This is a genomic window from Pseudomonas sp. SORGH_AS_0199, assembly GCF_031453735.1.
Lineage (GTDB): Bacteria > Pseudomonadota > Gammaproteobacteria > Pseudomonadales > Pseudomonadaceae > Chryseomonas > Chryseomonas aestiva.
In genome coordinates this window covers 4072530-4092034 of the sequence record NZ_JAVJAE010000001.1, presented here as the reverse complement: position 1 = coordinate 4092034, position 19505 = coordinate 4072530, and the positions used below count along the sequence as shown (strand labels likewise).

The 19505-nt window shown below is 63.1% G+C and carries 20 protein-coding genes and 1 pseudogene; 4 read left to right on the top strand and 17 right to left on the bottom strand.

The features are described from left to right. Positions 1-22 precede the first annotated feature (22 nt). From QE444_RS19175 to QE444_RS19140, 8 genes are all read right to left on the bottom strand, one after another. Positions 23-370 (bottom strand): cupin domain-containing protein, encoded by a 348-nt coding sequence (locus tag QE444_RS19175; RefSeq protein WP_263259811.1) that lies wholly within the window; start codon positions 368-370, stop codon positions 23-25. A 102-nt stretch (positions 371-472) separates the two neighbouring features. Next, positions 473-1501, bottom strand: coding sequence for an ABC transporter substrate-binding protein (locus QE444_RS19170; protein ID WP_263259812.1), 1029 nt, complete (start codon positions 1499-1501; stop codon positions 473-475). Next, the gene (locus QE444_RS19165; protein ID WP_263259814.1) at positions 1492-2628 is read right to left on the bottom strand and encodes an FAD-binding oxidoreductase; all 1137 of its coding nucleotides are present in this window, start codon (positions 2626-2628) and stop codon (positions 1492-1494) included. Before QE444_RS19165 ends, QE444_RS19170 begins: the two co-directional genes overlap by 10 nt. After that, positions 2625-3986: an NAD(P)/FAD-dependent oxidoreductase gene (locus tag QE444_RS19160; protein WP_263259815.1), complete on the bottom strand. Its 1362-nt coding sequence runs from the start codon at positions 3984-3986 to the stop codon at positions 2625-2627. Before QE444_RS19160 ends, QE444_RS19165 begins: the two co-directional genes overlap by 4 nt. Further along, positions 3983-4273 carry a (2Fe-2S)-binding protein gene (locus QE444_RS19155; RefSeq protein WP_007160508.1) on the bottom strand — a complete coding sequence of 97 codons (291 nt, stop codon included), beginning with the start codon at positions 4271-4273 and terminating at the stop codon, positions 3983-3985. Before QE444_RS19155 ends, QE444_RS19160 begins: the two co-directional genes overlap by 4 nt. A 17-nt stretch (positions 4274-4290) precedes the next feature. Continuing rightward, on the bottom strand, positions 4291-5085 hold the full coding sequence (locus QE444_RS19150) for an ABC transporter permease (protein WP_133863274.1): 795 nt from the start codon (positions 5083-5085) through the stop codon (positions 4291-4293). A gap of 4 nt (positions 5086-5089) precedes the next feature. Then, positions 5090-5956 carry an ABC transporter permease gene (locus QE444_RS19145; RefSeq protein ID WP_160923395.1) on the bottom strand — a complete coding sequence of 289 codons (867 nt, stop codon included), beginning with the start codon at positions 5954-5956 and terminating at the stop codon, positions 5090-5092. Then, entirely contained in the window at positions 5953-6972 is a 1020-nt protein-coding gene (locus tag QE444_RS19140) for an ABC transporter ATP-binding protein (RefSeq protein WP_263259818.1), read from the bottom strand. Before QE444_RS19140 ends, QE444_RS19145 begins: the two co-directional genes overlap by 4 nt. A 240-nt stretch (positions 6973-7212) precedes the next feature. On the opposite strand from QE444_RS19140, the gene QE444_RS19135 reads away from it, so the two are divergent. Beyond that, positions 7213-8043: an IclR family transcriptional regulator gene (locus tag QE444_RS19135; protein ID WP_263259819.1), complete on the top strand. Its 831-nt coding sequence runs from the start codon at positions 7213-7215 to the stop codon at positions 8041-8043. On the opposite strand, the gene QE444_RS19130 is transcribed toward QE444_RS19135, so the two are convergent. After that, positions 8040-8507 carry an RNA methyltransferase gene (locus tag QE444_RS19130; RefSeq protein ID WP_208692104.1) on the bottom strand — a complete coding sequence of 156 codons (468 nt, stop codon included), beginning with the start codon at positions 8505-8507 and terminating at the stop codon, positions 8040-8042. The two genes, QE444_RS19135 and QE444_RS19130, sit on opposite strands and share 4 nt — an antisense overlap. 97 nt (positions 8508-8604) lie before the next feature. Between QE444_RS19130 and QE444_RS19125 the strand changes: the two genes are divergently transcribed. Continuing rightward, the gene (locus QE444_RS19125) at positions 8605-9348 is read left to right on the top strand and encodes a class I SAM-dependent methyltransferase (protein WP_263259821.1); all 744 of its coding nucleotides are present in this window, start codon (positions 8605-8607) and stop codon (positions 9346-9348) included. A gap of 6 nt (positions 9349-9354) precedes the next feature. On the opposite strand, the gene QE444_RS19120 is transcribed toward QE444_RS19125, so the two are convergent. Beyond that, positions 9355-10113 carry an SDR family NAD(P)-dependent oxidoreductase gene (locus tag QE444_RS19120; protein ID WP_263259823.1) on the bottom strand — a complete coding sequence of 253 codons (759 nt, stop codon included), beginning with the start codon at positions 10111-10113 and terminating at the stop codon, positions 9355-9357. A 176-nt stretch (positions 10114-10289) separates the two neighbouring features. On the opposite strand from QE444_RS19120, the gene QE444_RS19115 reads away from it, so the two are divergent. After that, positions 10290-11165, top strand: coding sequence for a LysR family transcriptional regulator (locus QE444_RS19115; RefSeq protein ID WP_263259825.1), 876 nt, complete (start codon positions 10290-10292; stop codon positions 11163-11165). A gap of 85 nt (positions 11166-11250) precedes the next feature. Here QE444_RS19115 and QE444_RS19110 read toward each other — a convergent pair. After that, a pseudogene (locus tag QE444_RS19110) lies at positions 11251-11583 on the bottom strand (REP-associated tyrosine transposase); the annotation flags it as partial. A 521-nt stretch (positions 11584-12104) separates the two neighbouring features. On the opposite strand from QE444_RS19110, the gene QE444_RS19105 reads away from it, so the two are divergent. Then, positions 12105-13073, top strand: a complete 969-nt coding sequence (locus QE444_RS19105; RefSeq protein WP_309740940.1) for an IS110 family transposase — start codon at positions 12105-12107, stop codon at positions 13071-13073. 16 nt (positions 13074-13089) lie between these two features. Here the strand turns inward: QE444_RS19105 and QE444_RS19100 are convergent, their stop codons facing one another. The 6 genes from QE444_RS19100 to QE444_RS19075 all read right to left on the bottom strand — a co-directional run bounded on the left by QE444_RS19100 (position 13090) and on the right by QE444_RS19075 (position 19114). Next, positions 13090-13545 (bottom strand): GNAT family N-acetyltransferase, encoded by a 456-nt coding sequence (locus tag QE444_RS19100; RefSeq protein ID WP_309740937.1) that lies wholly within the window; start codon positions 13543-13545, stop codon positions 13090-13092. Positions 13546-13593: 48 nt separating this feature from the next. Then, positions 13594-14727, bottom strand: coding sequence for a GGDEF domain-containing protein (locus QE444_RS19095; protein ID WP_263258864.1), 1134 nt, complete (start codon positions 14725-14727; stop codon positions 13594-13596). 191 nt (positions 14728-14918) lie between these two features. Further along, positions 14919-15980: a hypothetical protein gene (locus QE444_RS19090; protein WP_263258865.1), complete on the bottom strand. Its 1062-nt coding sequence runs from the start codon at positions 15978-15980 to the stop codon at positions 14919-14921. Positions 15981-16013: 33 nt separating this feature from the next. Continuing rightward, entirely contained in the window at positions 16014-16820 is an 807-nt protein-coding gene (locus QE444_RS19085; protein WP_309740929.1) for a sensor histidine kinase, read from the bottom strand. Between the two features lie 316 nt (positions 16821-17136). Next, a complete protein-coding gene (locus QE444_RS19080; RefSeq protein ID WP_309740927.1) occupies positions 17137-17820 on the bottom strand; it encodes a hypothetical protein in 684 nt (227 codons plus the stop codon). Between the two features lie 43 nt (positions 17821-17863). Continuing rightward, positions 17864-19114 (bottom strand): ribonucleotide-diphosphate reductase subunit beta, encoded by a 1251-nt coding sequence (locus QE444_RS19075; protein WP_183629036.1) that lies wholly within the window; start codon positions 19112-19114, stop codon positions 17864-17866. Positions 19115-19505: the final 391 nt, after the last annotated feature.

Here is a 19505-nt window from a genome sequence, read left to right as displayed (position 1 = left end):
GCGGTGCCGGGGCCTGGCGGGATCAGGCGAAGACGAAATACTTGCGCACCGTCTCGACCACTTCCCAGGTGCCCTTCATGCCGGGTTCGACGACGAAGATGTCGCCGGCCTTGAGGTGAATGGGTTGCTGGCCATCGGGGGTGATGATGCAGTACCCCTCCTGGAAGTGGCAGTACTCCCACTTCACGTAGTCGACGCGCCACTTGCCGGGGGTGCAGATCCAGGTGCCCATGATCTTGCTGCCGTCATCGGAGGTGTAGGCATTGAGGTTGACGGTATGGGGCTCACCTTCGATGCGCTCCCATTTGCAGGCATCGACCACGGGCAGGGGTTGGGTGTCGCGCAGAACGGTGATGGGCGGGTTGGCCATGGCGGCTCTCCTGGTGATGGAAGCCGTCAAGGGTGAGGGGTCGCCCCGGACCGGAGTTGTCCAGGGTCGACATCCAGCGGTGCGTTTGCGCTGTTCGAGCGACTAGCGCTCCACCTGCCGGTTCCAGCGGGCGTTCCACTGCGGCCGCACCTTGTTGACCTCATCCCAGTCGATGGTCACGGCGGTCTTCAGGTAGTTCTGCATGGCGTCCACCTGGCCGCGGGTCTTGTCGGTGGTGGGGGTGTTGGGGTTGGACGGGATCTGGTCGCCCAGTTCCAGCGCCGGCGCCTGGGCTTCGGGCGTCAGCAGGTATTCCGCCAGCTGCTGGGCCAGCTCCGGCTGGTCGTTGTTGGCGGTCACGCATTCGGCGACGTTGAGCACCACGGCGCCTTCCTTGGGCGGCGCGTATTCCACCGGGATGCCCTTGAGCTTGAGCGCGGTGACCTGGGTGGGCGTGAGCGGGAACAGTGCCGCCTCGTCGGTCTGCACCATCTCCGAGAGCTTGGCCGAACTGGGGATGTACTCCAGCACATTGGGGCCGACGGTGGTGGGCCAGGCCTTGAAGCCGGGGTCGACGTCCTGCTCGGTGCCGCCCTTGAGGCGGTTGAACATCAGGAAACCGTGCAGGCCGAAGGTCGACGAGGACAGCGACTGGAACACCACCTTGCCCTTGTACTTGGGATCGGCGAGGTCCGCCCAGGAGGTCGGCGCCGCCCAGCCCTTGTCCTTGAACAGCCGGCTGTTGTAGGCCAGACCGGTCACGCCCAGGCTGACGGCGGCGGCCTGGTCCTTGATCTTGGCCTTTTCGGGAATCTGCGCCAGGCTCGCGCTGGGCTTGAGCGGGCTGCAGAGATTCATGCCGATGGCGCGGTACATGATGCCGTCGTCGAGAAACATCACGTGGATCGGCGGCTTCTGCGGACTGGCCTGGACCTTGGCGAGGATGTCCGCCGAGGTGCCGGGCACGATCACCACCTTGACGTTGTGCGCCTTCTCGAAGGCGGGCAGCACGCTGTCGGCATAGAGGCGCTCCATGGTGCCGCCGTTCATGCCGAGGTAGAGCGTCGGTTCGGCCACGGCGGCCAGGGGCAGGCCGGCGAGGGCCACGAGCAGGGCGGGGGTCAGGCGCATGATTGGGAACTCCTGGGCTGGGAAGGGAAACGGGCGATGGAAAAGGCCTGCAGGCTGTGCCGGGGCGCGCCCTGCAGGATGCACTCGGCCAGGGCTTCGCCAGCCGCCGGCCCGATCTGGAAGCCCGCGCCGGCAAAGCCGAAGCCGTGCAGCAGGCCGGGGGTGGTAAGACTGGGGCCGAGCACCGGCTGGTGATCCGGTAGATAGCCCTCGACGCCGCTCCAGGTGCGGATGGCCTGGGCACCGGTGAGAGCCGGATAGAGTTCGGCGGCGTTTCTGAGGATGTCGAGGATGGCCAGCTGGCCGGGGCGGGCGCGATCGGCGTCGAGGGCGAAACCGCGCCCGCCGCCCAGCACGCAATTGCCGCGCGCCACCTGGCGGGCATAGATGCCGCCGCCTTCCACGCCGGTGCTGGCGCTCATGAAGGGCGGCAGCGGTTCGGTCACCAGCATGGCCGGATGGGCCGCGGTGAGGGGGACCGGCTCGCCGAAGCGGGCGGCCAGCTCCGCGGCCCAGGCGCCGGCGCAATTCAGCAGCCAGGGTGCGCTCAAGGTCAGGCCGCTGTCGGTGCGGAGCTGGAAGCGCTGGCCGTCGTGCTCGACGGCGGTCACGGCGGTACGCTCGAAAATCTGCGCGCCGGCACGCGCGGCTGCCCGGGCGAAGGCCGGGGAGACCAGCCGTGGATTGGCGTGGCCGTCCTCCGGGCAGAAGGAGGCGCCCACGGCGATGTCGCCGACCCAGGGAAAGCGCCGGCGCAATTCGCTCCGGTCGAGCAGTTGCAGGTCGAGGTCGAAGCCCTGGCTGGCCTGGGCATAGGCCTGCAGGGAGGCGAAGTCGGTGTCGCTGCGGGCCAGCTTGAGGTGGCCGGATCTGAGGTATTCGCCATCGGTACCCAGCAGGTCCTGCAGACCGCCCCAGAGCTGATGGGCGCGACTGGACAGCGGCAACTGCACCAGCGGGCGGCCCTGGCGGCGCACCCCGCCGTAGTTGACGCCACTGGCCTGGGCGCCGCAGAAGTTGCGTTCCAGCAGCGCGATGCGCTGGCCGCCCTGGGCCAGGAACAGCGCCGCGCTGCTGCCGACGATGCCGCCGCCGATGATCAGGACATCCACGTCCAGCCGGCTCATGGCGCCAGCTCCACGCCAAAGGGCAGCGGCTTGATCGGCGCCTGGGCGCGCAACCGACCGATCTGGTCCAGCGGCCGACCACTGGCGCAGGCGATCAACTCGGCCGCCGCCGCGCCGCAGATGCGGCCCTGGCAGCGGCCCATGCCGACCCGGCAGGTGGCCTTGACCCGGTTGATCTCCCAGTGCCCCTGATCCACCGCAGCGCGGATCTCGCCGGCGCTGACCTGTTCGCAGCGACAGACCATGAGTTCGTCCGGCGCCTTGGCCGCCCAGTCCGCGGGGAAGGGGAAGGCCCGCTCCAAGCCCTGGCGAAAGACCTCGAAGCGCGCCAGGCGTGCCTGCAGGGCCTGGATACGCGCCCTGTCCACCGGCACGCCACGATCCTCCAGCAGACTCAGGGCTGCCAGTTCGCCCGCCAGTTCGGCAGCATCGGCGCCCTGGATGCCGGCGCCGTCGCCGGCCAGGTAGACCCCGGTCTGACTGCTGCGCCCGCCGTTGTCCCGCACCGGCAACCAGGCCCTATTGAGGGCACTCCAGGCGAAGTCGCACCCCAGCAGGTCGGCCAGTTGCGTCTCGCTGCGCAGCGTCTGGCCGAAGCCCAGCGCATCGCACTCCAGCCGGTGCGCTTCACCATCGGCAGCGCGCCAACGCACGGCCTCCACCCGGCGTTCGCCTTCGACGGCAAGGAGTTCAGCGCCCTGGTGCACGGGCACGCCATGCAGCGCCAGCCAGCTGCGGTAATAGAGCCCTTTGGCGAAGGTGGCCGGTTGACCGAACAGGGCCGGGGTAGCTGCGGCCTGGTCGCGGAAGGGCGCGCTGTCCAGCACCGCCAGTGGCTTGGCCCCGGCCTTGGCGTATTGATAGGCGACGAGATAGAGCAGCGGACCGGTACCGGCCAGCACCGAGCGGCTGCCGATGGCGCAGCCCTGGAACTTGAGCGCCACCTGGGCGGCGCCCAGGCTGTAGACGCCCGGCAGGGTCCAACCCGGCACCGGCAGGATGCGGTCGGTGGCACCGGTGGCGACGATCACCTGGTCGAAGGCCAGGCGATCGACATAGCGGCCCTGGCTGAGGGTATCCAGGGCGCTTTGCTCGGCATTCCACACCAAGGTGTCAGGCCGATAGTCCAGCGTCGTCTGCATCTCGGTCAAAGCACCGTGCAGCGCCTGGGCCTTGCCAGCTTCGAAGCCGTACAGCGCCTTGCTCGGACGCTGGAAATTGCCCGGTTGCTGGCGATAGATCTGGCCACCGCCGCGGGCGCTTTCGTCCAGCAGCACCGGCTCAAGGCCATGGGCGACCAGGGTCTGGGCCGCGCGAATGCCCGCCGGCCCGGCGCCCACCACCACGACGGCGCTCACAGCGGCCGCCCTGGATCGCGGCTGACCTGCTGGCCCGCTTCGAGAAAGGTGGCGCAGGCACGCACCCGGCGGCCGTCGGCCAGGCGCACCCAGCAGTCCTGGCAGGCGCCCATCAGGCAGAAGCCAGCGCGGGGTTCGCCGCCGAAGTCGCTGCCGCGCAGGTGATCGCTCTGGGTGAGGATGGCGGTGAGCAGGGTGTCGCCCTGCAGGCCCTCGGCCGGCTGGCCGTCGAGGGTGAAGGCCAGGGTCGGGCGGTCGCGTTCGGCCACCCGCTTGAGCAGTGCCATGGACGGGTCTCGGCTGTTCATTGTTTGCCCACCAGCACGCGATCCAGGCCATAGATGCGGTCGAGCAGGATCATGGTGGCCGCGGTCAGGGCGATCACCAGCGCCGACACCGCCGCCATCATCGGATCGATGGATTCGGTGGCGTAGACGTACATCCGCACCGGCAGGGTCTGGGTCGCCGGAGAGGTGACGAAGATCGACAGGGTGACCTCGTCGAAACTGTTGATGAAGGCCAGCAGCCAGCCGCCGGCCACCCCGGGCAGGATCATCGGCAGGGTGATGCGGCAGAACAGCGTGGTGCGACTGGCGCCCAGGCTCTCGGCGGCCTGCTCGGCGCTGCGGTCGATGCCGATGGCGGCGGCGATCACCAGGCGCAGCACATAGGGGGTGATCACCACCACGTGGGCCAGCACCAGCCAGCTGAAGCTGCCATTCACCCCCAGCAGGGCGAACAGCCGCAGCATGGCCACGCCCAGCACCAGGTGCGGGATGATGATCGGCGAGAGGAACAGGCCATTGAGAAAGCCCTGGCCGGGAAAGCGGTAGCGGGTGATGGCCAGCCCCGCCGGCACCGCGATCAGTGTCGCCAGGGTGGCCGACAGCGCCGCCAGCTGCAGGCTGTTGTAGAAGGCGGTGAGGAAATCCGCCCGCTCGAACACGGCGGCGAACCAGCGCAGCGAGAAGCCGGAGGTGGGCAGGCTGAGGGTGTTTTCCGGGGTGAAGGCCACCAGGCAGACCACCACCAGCGGCGCCAGCATGAAGACCATCACCAAGGTATGGAAGGCGAGCCCGAGCGGGCCGTTGCGGGTCATGAGGTCAGACTCCCAGGGCACGTTTGTAGCGGCGTTCCACCAGGCGATTCCAGCCCAGCATCACCAGCAGGTTGAGCAGCAGCAGGGCCACCGCCAGGGTGGCGCCCATCGGCCAGTTGAGTTCCGCCAGGTACTGGTCGTAGATCAGGGTGGCGACCATCTTCAAGCGGCGTCCGCCGAGCAGGCCGGGAATGGCGAAGGAGCTGGCGGCCAGGCCGAAGACGATCAGCGTCCCCGACAGCACCCCGGGCATCACCTGGGGCAGCACGATGCGCCGCAGCACCGTCAGGTGACTGGCGCCCAGCGACAGCGCGGCCTGCTCGGCGGCGGGATCGAGCTTTTGCAGCGAGGTCCAGACCGGGATGATCATGAAGGGCAGCATCACGTGGACCAGGCCGACGATCACCGCGAAGGGGGTGTAGAGCAGCTTCAGCGGCCGCCCGCCCAGGGCCACGATGGCCTGGTTGACCAGGCCGTCGGCGCCCAGCAGCAGACTCCAGCCAAAGGCGCGCACCACCACCGAGATCAACAGCGGCGTCAGTACCAGGATCAGGAAGATCGAGCGCCAGGGCGCGCCCATGCGACTGAGGACGATGGCCTCCGGGACCCCGATCAGCACGCAGAGCAGGGTGACCAGGGCGCTGATCCAGAAGGTGCGCAGGAAGATCTCGTAGAAGTAGGGATCGCCCAGCAGGCTCAGGTAGTGGGCCAGGGTGTAGCTGCCTTCCTTGATCCCGGTTTCGTAGTCGAAGACGTTGAACGACAGCGCCAGGGTCAGCGCCAGGGGCGCCAGCAGCAGTCCGGCGAACAGCACCAGGGCCGGGGCGCTGAGCAGATAGGCGCGACCGGTGCCGCGCAGCAGGGTGCTCATGCCGCGGCCTCCGTGGCTTCCAGGCGGCGCAGCAGACCGTCGTCCCAGTGCAGCCCGACGCGCTGGCCTTCGTCCAGCGGCGGCAGCCCGTCGTTGCTGCGCAGCACCGACACCTCGCCCAGTGCCGTCTCCAGGCGATACAGCCACTGGCTGCCGAGGAAGAAGCGGGTCAGCACTCGCCCTTGCAGACGCCCCTCACCAGCGGTGCGCAACTCGATCTTTTCCGGCCGCAGCGAGATCGCCAGGGCGCCGCCCGCGGTGACCTGTGGCCGACCCTGGGCATCCAGGCTGCCGGGCAGCAGATTGGCCTTGCCGACGAAGTCGGAGATGAATCTGTTGCGCGGATGTTCGTAGAGCCGATAGGGCGCATCCACCTGGGTGATGCGCCCGGCCTCCATCACCACCACCCGGTCGCTGATGGACAGCGCCTCGGACTGGTCGTGGGTGACCATCAGGGTGGTGATGCCCACCTCGCGCTGGATGCGGCGGATCTCGAACTGCATCTCTTCGCGCAGATGGGCGTCCAGGTTGGACAGCGGCTCGTCCAGCAGCAGCACCGGGGGTGCTATCACCAGCGCTCTGGCCAGGGCGACCCGCTGGCGCTGGCCACCGGAAAGTTCGCGCGGATAGCGCTCGGCGTGCTGGCCCAGGTGCACCAGGCCCAGGGCTTCCTCGACGCGGCGCGCCAGCTCGGCGCCCGCCACCTTGCGCATGCGCAGGCCGAAGGCGACGTTGTCGCGCACCGTCATGTGGGGGAACAGCGCATAGCTCTGGAAGACCACCCCGAGGCCGCGACTGGCCGGCTTGGCGTGGGTGATGTCCTGGCCGTCGAGTAGGATGCGCCCGCTGCTGACGTCGACGAAGCCGGCAATCATCTGCAGGGTGGTGGTCTTGCCGCAGCCGGAGGGGCCGAGCAGGGAGACAAATTCGCCGCGCTCGATGGCCAGGGTCGAACCGGCCACCGCGTAGCTGTCGCCGTAGCGCTTGCTGAGATTGTCGAGAGTCAGGAAAGCCATGGCCGCAATGCTCCTCCGGTCGCGCCCACGGGAGAGGCTGGGCAAGGTTTTGGCAGGGCGAAAGACAGCCTGGATCTGGGACGTTGGCGCTCGCTCGATTGGCGGCGTCCGGTGATTGTGAGTATCGCCCTATGGACCTGAAGGTAAGGGCGACCTAGGATGCGGGACAAGCAGGTTTTTCACTGAATGAACTCTTTTTTCAGATTTATTCACTCAGTGGAATATTTTGGAGCGTGTTAGATGGAAGATTCCAGTGAAAGAAAGACAGCGGCAGGTGAGGTAGGTGTTGGCGCCATCAGCCGGGTGTTCGCCGTGGTGCGCGCCCTGGGTGAGGGTGATCCGGAGGGGGAAAAGGTCACCCGCCTCGCCGAGCGAGTGGGCCTGTCGCAACCCACCACCCACCGGCTGCTGCGTGGCCTGGTGGAAGAGGGCATGGTCGAGCAGTGCGCCCGCAGCAAGAGATACCGCCTGAGCCTGGACTTCTTCGCCCTGGCGGCCCGCGCCGGCCAGGTCGGCAATCTGCGCGACCTGGCGCGGCCGAGTCTGCTGCGGCTGTCGGCGTCCCTAGGTGATTCGCTGTTCCTGCTGGCGCGCAGCGGCTTCGACGCCATGTGCCTGGATCGCAGCGAGGGGCCCTATCCGATCCGTACCTTCACCGGCGACATCGGCGGTCGCGTGCCGCTGGGCGGAGGCCAGGGCGCCCTGGCGATCCTGGCCTTCCTGCCCGAGGAAGAGCGCGACGAGGTGATCCGCTACAACCTACCGCGGCTGCGCGATGCCCATCATTACGATGAGGTGCTGCTGCGCGCCGAAATCGACAACGTCCGCCAGCAGGGCTACGCCGCGCGCAACACCGGGGTGCTGGCCGGCATGGCGGGCCTCGCCGTGCCCATCCTCGACCGCAATGGCCGGGCGGTGGCGGCGCTGAGCGTGGGCACCCTGAGCGAACGCCTCAACCCCCAGCGCCTGCCCACGGTGATCGAACTGCTCCGCCGCGAAGCCGGGGTGATCGCCGCGCGCATCAACCCCTTCGATCCGGTCTTGCGCCGGCCGACCCAGGGGTTTGGTTAAAACAGCGGACCGGAGCGGGTGTTATTGCCCTTCGCCAGGCGGTCATAGAGCACCACATTGACCGTGGCCGCCAGATTCATGCAGCCCTGGGTGGGGATGTACACCACGTCCTCGCACCAGTCGCGCAGCTCCTGGCTCAGCGAACCGTCCTCCGAGCCGAACAGATAGAGCGCGCGATCGGGATGGGTGTACTCGGGCAGCGGCCGGGCGCCCTCCACCAGCTCAACCGCCACCGGCACGCAACCCAGCGGCAGGATGCGGCGCAGGTCGTCGATGTTGATCAGCGGGATGTCCTGATGGACCTTCTTGGTGTCGGTGACGAAGTCCTTGGCGCGGTCGTAGCGGGTGCCGGTATAGAACACCGAGGCCACCCCGTAGCAACCCGCCGCCCTCATGATGGACCCGACGTTGGACGGCGACTTGGGGTTGCTCAGGCCGATGCAGGCGTATCTCTTGTTGCTCACGTCAGGGGACTCTCGGGAAAACCGCCAGTATAAGGCGTCGAAGATTGCAGAAACCGACTAAGATGCGCGCCCGCGTCTCCAGCCCCGAGCCCCTGCGATGTCCGCCACCGCACTCTACACCGACCTGTCGGCCTACTACGACCTGCTCTGCGCCGACATCGACTACCGGGCCCAGAGCCAGGCGGTGCTGCGCCTGCAGCGACTGTTCGGCAACGGTGGCAGTCGTCATCTCGACCTCGCCTGCGGCACCGGCCCCCATGTGCGGCATTTCCTCGATGCCGGCTTCCAGAGCAGCGGGCTGGACCTCAATCCGCCGATGCTGGCCCAGGCCGCGCTGCGTTGCCCCGAGGCGGACTTCTCCTGCCAGGACATGTGCGCTTTCGAGCTGGACCAGCCGGTCGACCTGATCACCTGCTTTCTCTACTCCCTGCACTACAGCGGCAGCCTTGCCCGGCTCCAGGCGTGCCTGACGCAGGTCCGGGCGGCCCTGACCCCCGGCGGCCTGTTCTGCTTCAACGCCGTCGACAAGCGCCGTATCGACAATGCCTCCAGCGTCGGCCACAGCGTCGAACGGGCCGATGGCCACTTCAGCTTCGCCTCCGCCTGGCACTACCCGGGCGAGGGCGAACACCAGCAACTCCGCCTGCGCATCGAACGCCGCTACGCCGGCCAGCAGCAGACCTGGCAGGACGAGCACCCCATGGTGGCGGTGGACTTCCCCGAACTGCTGGCCCTGCTGGAGCCACAGTTCGAGGTGCAGATGCTGGAGCACGACTACCAGCGCATCGAACCCTGGGCCGGCGAGGCGGGCAATGCGCTGTTTGTCTGCGTCAGGCGCTAGAGGGTGTTAGTGGGCATGGGCATGCATCCCGCCATCCACCGCGATCACATCGCCGGTGAGGTAGCGCGCCAGCGGTGAGGCGAGAAAGGCCACCACCTGGCCCACGTCTTCCGGCTCGCCGAAATAGCCGATGGGAATGTGCCGGGCGATAAAGGCCTGGCGCGCCTCGGGCGTCGGATGCAGCCGCTGCAGGATCTGCTCGGAATTGATCCGCCCCGGGGCGATGGTGTTGACCGTGATGTCCTCGGCCGCCAGCTGACTCGCCAGCCCCTTGGACCAGAACTGGATCGCCGCCTTGGCCGTTCCGGCGCCGTTCACGTCCCGCGGCTCCATGCTGCCGCTGAAATTGATGATGCGTCCCCAACGCCTTTCGCGCATTCCACCCAGCAGCGCCTGGGTCAGGCGGCGCGTGGCGGTGAAGTTGAGATTCCAGGCTTCGTCCCAGGCCGCATCGTCCGCTGTCACTGAAAGCGGTCTTGTACCGCCGGCATTGTTAATCAGGATGTCCACCCGGCCCAGCCCTTCCTCCGCTTCCCGCGCCAGGCGCTGGACGTCTTCGGCGTCGGTGATATCCGCCACGATCACCAGCGGCCGGGCATGACCGGCTGCGGCAATCTCCTCGGCCAGGTCCTCCAGGGCGTCCCGCCGCCGCGCGGTGATCGCCAGCCGAACGCCTTCGGCCGCCAGGATGCGGGCGATGCCAGTGCCTATGCCCATGCTGGCGCCGGTCACCAGGGCGGTACGGTCGTGCAGTTGCAGATCCATGATCGATTCTCCACTTCAGGGTCGTAGGGTGGAAAACGGCGCAGCCTTTTCCACGCGGTTGGCCAAGCGCAGCGAAGTCCAACACGCCGCCACCTCATCCACACCACTAGCCTCACCCATCACCCAAATGAGATAAACGCCGTCCCAGTGCGAGGATTCCTTAGCAGGAGTGTGGAATGGATCTGCTCGACAGCATGCAGGTGTTCGTCGCCGTGGTTGAGCGCGGCAGCCTGGCCGCAGCGGCCCAGGCGCAAGGCATCTCGCCGACCATGGCCGGCAATCACCTGCGCGGCCTGGAAAGGCGCCTGGGCCTGCAACTGCTGGTACGCACCACCCGGCGCCAGCGTCTGACCGCCTTTGGCGAGGGCTACTACGCCCGCTGCCGCGAGATCCTCGCCCTGGTCGCCGACACCGACCGCCAGGCCGAAACCCAGCGCCTGGCACCCGCCGGCATCCTGCGCGTCTCGGCGCCGGTGTCCTTCGGCACCTACGGCCTCACGCCTCGGCTGGGCGACTATCTGGCGCGGCAGCCCCAGGTCACCCTCGACCTGGTGCTGAGCGACCGGGTCCAGGATCTGGTGGAGGAGGGCATCGACATCGCCATCCGCATCGGTGAACTGGCCGATTCCTCCCTGGTGGCGCGATCCCTGGCGCCCTATGTGATGTGGTGCTGCGCCGCGCCCGGCTATCTCGCCCAGCGCGGCACGCCCGAGCGACTGGCCGATCTGGAGATCCACAACTGCCTCGGCATGGACCCTCGCGCCCTGCACCAATGGCGCACCCAGACCGGCACCAACTTCGGCCCGCTGCCACCCGGCCGCCTGCACCTCAACAACGGCCCCGCCCTGCGCCTGGCCGCCCTGCAGGGCCTCGGCATCATCCTGCAGCCGGCGTTCCTGCTGCAGGACGACGTCGCCGCCGGCAATCTGGTCCGCCTCTTCCAGGGCCAGGAACTCACCCGCCCCTTGACCGCGCTCTATCCCCAGACAAGATGGCGCTCGGTGACGGTTAGGAGCTTCGTGGAATTCCTGTTAGCGGAGTTCACTCCGTAGCGTGGAAAACGGCGCCAGCCTTTTCCACTGGCGCCTCCAAGGCGTGATCCCGCGTGGACAAGCTGCGCGTCGTCCCCCTACGGCGCTATTCCCCCCAACCTCCTGTCTCTACCGCGAAGTCTCCACCCCAATCCTGCGGATAGAGCCCCTCCCGCACCGCTCGATGGAAACTCGAATAAGGCCAGTCCTTCACTGCGCCAACGTGGCCATGCTTGACCGGATTGAAGTGGATGTATTCCACATGCCGCTGGTAATCCTGCTCGTCTCTTATCAGGTGCTCCCAATATCGACGCTGCCATATCCCACGTTCACCCCGGGCCCTTTGCGTCGCCGTACGCACTTCGCCTACCGGCAGCCGCTTGGAGAAACCGAACTTGATCACCTTCCAGCGCAAGGCGAAATTCGCATCGCCTGCTGGGGCGCATCAATGCGCTGTGGACGGCGCAGAACATCGGCGGCGAGGCCATTGGCGCGGCGCTGTTCGGCGGCCTGGCCAGCCTGATGCTGCCGGCGCAGGCGGCGTTCGTCTTCGGCCTGGTCGCCACTGGTGTGGCCGCCCTCTGCTGGACGCTGGCCCGAGGTCTGCGTAGGGCTGAAAGCCTCGGCACCTGATCCGCTCCGGTGCGTCTGGCGTAGCGTGGAAAACAGCGCCAGCGTTTTCCACTGACGGCCCGGTGCCTTAGCCGCGTGGACAAGGCTGCGCCGTTGTCCACCCTTGTATCTCGACGACAGCCTCCTTAGGGGGGATAGTCCCCGACTGATCATCGGGGGAGGATGGCAGGCCGTGTCCACCCTTAAGCCTTTGAGCTTGCAACGTAGATAGGCCGCCTCCTCCACACCCATCCCCGAGTCCGAACGGTATCTAGAGCCTCCAGAGCTCGTATTGCACAAGGTTGGACGGGATGACGTGATCGTGTCGCATCTGAAGGAGGAGACATCATGGCCGTAATCGGTGTTGATATCGCCAAGCGCAGCTTCGATCTGGCGGTCCTGCAATCCAATGGCAAGCACCGGACCAAGGGCAGGCTGAGCAACGATCCGTCAGGCTTCGCGGTCTTTGCCGACTGGCTGCAACAGCATGCCGAGCCAGGCGCTTGGATCGTGATGGAGGCCACGGGCACCTATCACGAAGCGCTCGCCGAGCATTTCCATGCGCTGGGCTACCGAATCGCCGTGCTCAATCCGGCACAGATCGCTCGCTATGCGCAAAGCCAGTTGCAGCGCAGCAAGACGGACAAACTCGACGCCAAGCTGATCGCCACCTATGGCCAGCGGCATGAAGACAGCCTGCGGGCCTGGCACCCGGAGCCTGTGTCCATCCGCACGCTTCGCGCGCTGACCCGGCGCCTGGAGGATCTCCAATCGCTACGGCAGATGGAGCTCAATCGGCTCGAGGTCAGCCCGGAAAAAGTCCAAAACTCGATCCAGGCGGTCGTGCAGCGGCTCGATGAGCAGATCGCCTGGACGCTCGAACAGATCAAACGGCATATCGACGATGACCCGGACCTGCGCGGCAAACGTGATCTGCTGGTGAGCATAGACGGCATCGCCGACAAGACCGCCGCCCTGATCCTGGCGGAGCTCGGCGATATCGGTCGCTTCGCCGATGCCCGCGCCGTGACCGCCTTTGCCGGTTTGAACCCACGCCTACAGGAATCAGGTCTTTACCGCGGCCATACCGGCATCTCGCGCATGGGATCGGTCCGCTTACGAAGTGCGCTATACCTACCCGCCGTCGTGGCGCTGACCTACAACCCGGCTATCAAGGCGCAAGCCGAGCGTCTGAAAACCAGGGGGAAGAAAGGTAAACAAACCGTCTGTGCCGCCATGCGCAAGCTGCTGACCATCGCCTATGGCGTGCTCAAATCGGGCAAGCCTTTCGATCCTGCTTTAGCGATTGCACACTGAGGGGCGAAGACGGTATCTACGCCTCCAGCCGCTTCTCCATGAACACACTCAACGGATCGTCCCGATACGCTCCAAAAGGACCACGCCGCTGGTAACCCGCCGTCTCATAGAGCCGCAAGGCCTCCGGCTGATAGGGCCCCGTTTCCAGTCGCGCCAACTCACACCCACGGCCTACCGCTTCACGCTCCAGTTCCGCCAGCAGGCGACCACCCAGCCCTTGCCCGCGAGCCCTGGGGCTCACATACATCCGCTTGATCTCGCCATAGTCGTCCTGCAGCACCATGGCGCCACAACCCAGGGCACTGCCGCTGTCATCCCGGGCGACCAGGAACAGCACGTTCGGCTGCATCAACGATGTGAGATCCAGAGCATGACGACTCTCGGGCGGATAGAGGTCGTCCTGGTAGGCATCCAGTTCGGCGATCAGGGCGATCACCTCGGGTTGGTCGGGGGATTCGAGGGCGATGGGCATGGTGGCTCCGGTCAGGCAATCGCCCAAGCCTAAGCCATTAACGCGCCTTCATCCCAGGCTCATCCGCAAGCCATCCCGCCCGCCGCGCTTGGCCTCGTAGAGGGCACTGTCCCCGCGCTCCAGCAGGGCTGCCAGGCTTTCCGGCGGTTGATCGAACAGCACGGCGCCGATGCTCAGGGTGACGGGCTCGGGCGTCCGCAGGCGCTGCGCCGCCAGCTGGTTGAAGCGCAGGCGTAGAGTCTCCGCCAGGCGCACGACATCCGCATCCGCCGCCTCACCCAGCAGCACCACGAATTCATCGCCCCCCAGCCGGGCGGCCAGCGCCTGGCGGGGCAGGGAGGTGCGCAGCAGGTCGCTCAGGGCGATCAACAGGCCGTCGCCGGCGGCGTGGCCATGCAGGTCGTTCACCAGCTTGAAGTTGTCCAGATCAATCAGCAGCAGGGCGCCGGGGCGGACCGGGGTCGCCTGGCCAAACAGTCGCGGCGCCTCGGCTTCCAGGGCGCGGCGATTATGCAGACCGGTCAGGGGATCGCTGCCAGCCAGGCGCTCGATATGCTGCTCGCGGCGATAGCGCACCGTGCCGGTCATCGACAGGGCGATCAGCATCACCGCGATCACCCCCTCTACCAGCGAGACCTGGATGATGACGCCGCGATAGACCGCCAGATCGATCAGGCTGCCGGGGGTGAGCGGCGGAATCATCTTGATCAGGTAGAAGAGTCCATGGATCAGCAGCACCGCGCGCAGCTGCCGCTCTCCGGCATTGCGCCGCCGCAGCAGCAGGCTCGCCCGTATCGCCAGGATGCCGATCATGAGCGACTGCACCACCAGCAGCACTTTGGACCACCAGGGCTCATTGGGCAGCAGCAACATTCCTAGCCAGATCGCCGCGAAGGTCCACCAGCCCAGACTCAGGCGCCGCCCGGTGAAGCGCGCCACGCCAAGCAAGAAGAGGCCATGCACCAAGATCAGCAGCCCATTGGCGAACCAGATGCCTACCAGCAGCAGCCCCTGGCTACGCAACAGCGCCAGGGTGCTACCCACGCAAATGAGGGCGAAGCCCGAGCTCCAGTACAGCAGCGCCGACTCGCGCACCGATCGCCACTCGATGGCCAGATAGCCCGCCGCGGCAGCCGCCAGGGCGATGGTAAGGGTCAGCATGGTGGGGGCATCGAGTGCCATGGGCGAATCGGACCTGTCTGGATACGAGAAGGGCGCTCCCTGCCTGGGGCGAGCACCTGCCAAGGCGGAGCCGCACCGCAGTCTTATCGACACGGCAGGCGCGGGCTTGAGGCAGAGGATTGCCCGCCATGATGACGAGCCGAGAAAGCTAATTCAAACCTGACCTGTGGCTGGCGCAGGCGGAACGTCCGTTACTGGGGTTTCACCAACGTCCGAATCGCCGATGCCGGCAACCGCGCCGTGCTGCCGTCCGCCAGGCGCAACACGAAGGCCTCGCCCAGCGACCAGACCACCTGCACGTCCTTGAGCACGCACTGGTCATCGGTAGGCAGCACCCTGGCCTGTTCCTTGGCGCAATAGGAGGTGTCGAGCACGATCGCCTTGGCTTGGTAGTTACCCAGACCCAGCGTCTTGACCATGGTCTCGGGCAGGGTGGTGAGCACACCGCTATAGCCGGCCAGGAAGAGGGCGAAGAACAGCGAAAACATCATCGCCGCCTTCCAGCCGGCGATAAACAGCATGGAGGTCATCGTCGTGACGAAGGCAATGATGACGGGAGCGATTACCAGCGCTGCCCACTTAAGCACCGGCTGCCAGTCATTCACCAATGGGTGAGCCTGTACCACCATCCAGACGATAAAGTAGCCCACCACCATAGTCGGCACATACGCTTGCCAGACGAACCTTAAGAAACTGAACCGGCGTAGCTCGAACAGATGCTGGACGAAGATACCGGCCAGCAGGGTGATAGGTAGGGGCGCCAATAGCGAAACACCCAAAAATAGCGAAGGATCAATTTGCAGGATGACGGCGTTGCTGAAGCCCGCCAGCAGATAGGGTACGAAGAATACCAACGCCATTAGCAACATGATCTTGCAAAAGCGTCCCTGGGTACGATAGGGCAGGGCGTAGGTGATGTCCTCCTTGATCGTCTGCGTATTGATGAATCCGTAATAAATCCAAGCGCCTGGTAGGAGGAGTGCGGGCAGAAACAGGGCAGCGAGGAAAGCCCCGATGGTTAGAAAGCCGAGGCAGGCAGCCGCTAGCAATAGCGACGAAAACTGGAAGAGATCGAAGCTGGGATAGAAGTGATTACGGGCGAAATAGGCCAGGAACATCCCGAAGCCGAGGGCCGGCGGCAGTACCTTGGCCAACAGCGAAGCATGACGCCGCAAGAAGGTGCCGGAGAACTTGAGGATGAAATCGAAGACGGCATCCGTGTCGGTGGCGGGTTGGTCGGTCCAGCGGGGCATGGGTCGTCCTTGCTGCAGATAAAGCTTAAGTAGCTAATTCCAATCAGTGAAAGGGATATTTATAGAAAAGGTTGTCCAGTGACCTTGCTTTTCTTTTAGCTGTGCTTCCTGCTCCACCTCTATTATGGTATTGATTCTTCTCGCTATTAGCTGCGATATATAGAGGCCGTAGCCTGCGCCTTCTTCCTGAGTTTTTATAGCATCCTTAGCTCTTTTGAAAGGGAGGAATATGAGCTCCTTTTCAGTGTCTAATATTCTTGGTCCATAAGAAGAAACCGAGAACAAAATGTGGTCTTCTTGATCTGATATATGTATTTCAGCTTTTCCAGATTTTTTTGAATACTTGTAAGCATTATCGACTAGCGTCTGTATTATCACCGATACTGCTTCGGGGTTAGCTAAGACCGATTTGTGGCTAGTTCCAGTAATAGACAGGTTGATACTTTTTTTGCGAAATAGATCCTCATAGAGCTTTATGTATTTTAATGCTAGGCCATGAAATCTGAAACTCGCTTTTTCACTCTCTCTATTAATCCAGTCTGGATTTAATAAATATTTTGCTACATTCAGTTTTTCTTGCAAAAACTTACTAGCCCAATATATCGCTTTCTCTTGCTGGCTGGCTTTCTCTAGCTTTTTTTCGAAATCAAGTTCGGAGTATTTGGTTTCGATTATAACGTTAATGTTTTGGGATATCGTTGCATTTATTTGTTTGTAATCGTGTACAAAAGATAGCCCTTTTAAAATGTCTTCTTTTAGCTCTATAAGAAATTCATCCTTGAAGGATTCTTTTCCTAAAAACTCATCCCTGGCTGCACTTTTTTGCTCCTGTAGGACCATGCTCTTTTTTATTTCCAATTGTCTCAGTAAGGCTGCCTGGCTTTCGAGTAAATGTAAATTAATTAATTGTTTTTGTCGCTCTGCAAATTCTTGCTTTTTGATTTTGACTGGGAGTTGTGATCTGGGCAGATGAATCCAGCTAAAACTATTTTATTGACGGTTATATAGTTATAGCCATAAGAGCAGAGGCCCATGTTCCCGTCGTTGAATAGTTTTTCGCACTCTTTTGTTTTACAAATTGTGCACCGGTTAGGCCACCGTACCAAACTCCCATCATGGCGGGATTTTTGATAAACATGCGGAACGATAATGTTATTCATGAGGCAAGCACCGCTATACCTGTTTGTATTACTGCTAAAAATAGTTGCGCATCTTCTTTTGTCAAGCCTTTCGCCACATTGTTAGCATCGTCTAGTTTTCCGCTTAGTATTGAAGATTTTGCGGCTTGTATAAGCTTTTGTTTTTCTATTTGACTGACATTTTTCATGTTTTGAATTTTATTTATATAGAAGTCAGTATTGAATCTTTGAGATAAAAGGTCGTCAACGATCCTTTTGAATTCAACATAGTCTTGACTTTTAGCTAGTTTCTTATCAGCCAAATCAAAAAATTCTTGATATTTTAGCGACCAATCAGCATTGGAAAACGCAATTACAATTTGAGCTGGAGATTTCGCTCGAATATGCTTTAGTATTCCGAATCCTTCTTCTTCGGATTCGTTTTGTCCTACACCTTGGATGTCTAGTAGTATAAGGTCGTAGTAGTTGTTCTCTAATCTTTCTAAGTTTTCTATATCGTCCCACTTTTCAATGGTGTAGCCGTCTCGTGCGAATAGCGGAGCATAGGCAAAGTCGCTATCGTCTATTACAAGTATTTTGGCTCTTTTTTTTATCTCATCAAAGGTTGGAGGTGTGTAGGTAGTTGTTTTTTTAAATGGCCACATTTCTTCTCTCCAAAAAAAAACCCGCTGTTGGCGGGGTTTAAGATCGATTCCCAGCATCCTTGAACAGGTTAAGGCAATCTACTCTGGGGTATGCGTCACATCAATCCCAGCTCAACGCCCCACCCGTCTGATACTCGATCACGCGGGTCTCGAAGAAGTTCTTCTCCTTCTTGAGGTCCATGATCTCGCTCATCCAGGGGAAGGGGTTGGTAGCGCCCGGGTATTCTTCCTTGAGGCCGATCTGGGTCAGGCGGCGGTTGGCGATGAACTTTAGGTAGTCCTCCATCATCGCTGCGTTCATGCCCAGTACGCCGCGGGGCATGGTGTCGCGGGCGTATTCGATCTCCAGCTGGGTGCCCTGGAGGATCATCTGGGTGGCTTCGTCCTTCATCTGGGCATCCCAGAGACTCGGGTTCTCGATCTTGATCTGGTTGATCATGTCGATGCCGAAGTTCAGGTGCATGGACTCGTCACGCAGGATGTACTGGAACTGCTCGGCGGTGCCGGTCATCTTGTTGCGGCGACCCATGGAGAGGATCTGGGTGAAGCCGCAATAGAAGAAGATGCCTTCCAGCACGCAGTAGTAGGCGATCAGGTTCTTGAGGAACTGGCGATCGGTCTCCGGGGTGCCGGTCTTGAACTCGGGGTCGGAGATGGAACGGGTGTACTTCAGGCCCCAGCTCGCCTTTTTCGCGACGCTCGGGATCTCGTGGTACATGTTGAAGATCTCGCCTTCATCCATGCCCAGCGATTCGATGCAGTACTGGTAGGCGTGGGTGTGGATCGCCTCTTCGAAGGCCTGGCGCAGGATGTACTGGCGGCATTCGGGGTTGGTGATCAGGCGGTAGACGGCCAGCACCAGGTTGTTGGCGACCAGCGAGTCGGCGGTGGAGAAGAAGCCGAGGTTGCGCTTGACGATGCGGCGTTCGTCCTCGGTGAGGCCGTCCGCGCTCTTCCAGGTCGCGATGTCGGCGTTCATGTTCACTTCCTGGGGCATCCAGTGGTTGGCGCAACCATCCAGATACTTCTGCCAGGCCCAGTCGTACTTGAAGGGTACGAGCTGGTTGAGGTCGGCGCGGGCGTTGATCATCTGCTTGTCGCCGACGTGCACGCGGGCGGAGGAGCCTTCCAGGTCGTCCAGGCCTTCCTGGATGTCCAGCTCGTTCAGCGCGGCCTTGGCGCGAGCCACGGCATCGGAGTCGTCGGCGGATGGGGCACGGGCGTCGTGGACTAGGGCGTCGCCCTCGGAGTCCAGGCGCTCGGTCTGGGCCGGCGCCTGCTGGCCGGCGGCCTGCGCGGGCTTGGCGGTGGCGGTATCGTCGTCTTTGTCGAATTCTTCCCAGTTCAGCATGGGGTGTCTCCTGGCTGGCCTTAGCAGGCCAATTTATTGATTCGCGTGTCGTAGCACGCAGAAAGGAATTCTTTGGGCGCTGTCTGGCATTGCAGAAAGCCCAAGAGCTCATCGCTCTTGGGCTGTTCTCTACTGTGGCTTCTTGACCGTTTCTACTACGTGAGTCTTCGGATTATTCCGAGCTTTCTCAACGGTTGTGAAACGGCCGTTACCTGCATTACGGCCAATTTTTTGGCCACCAGACTTTCTAGCCATGGCGCATTCTCTCATAGCGTCCCTTGACACCGGTCCGTCCAGATGGGGATCATGCGCCCCTCCTATGGATCTGAATGGATCCAGCCTCCCGTTGAGCGACGCAATCGCCCGGTGGGAGATCGAGCCCGGACCCAGT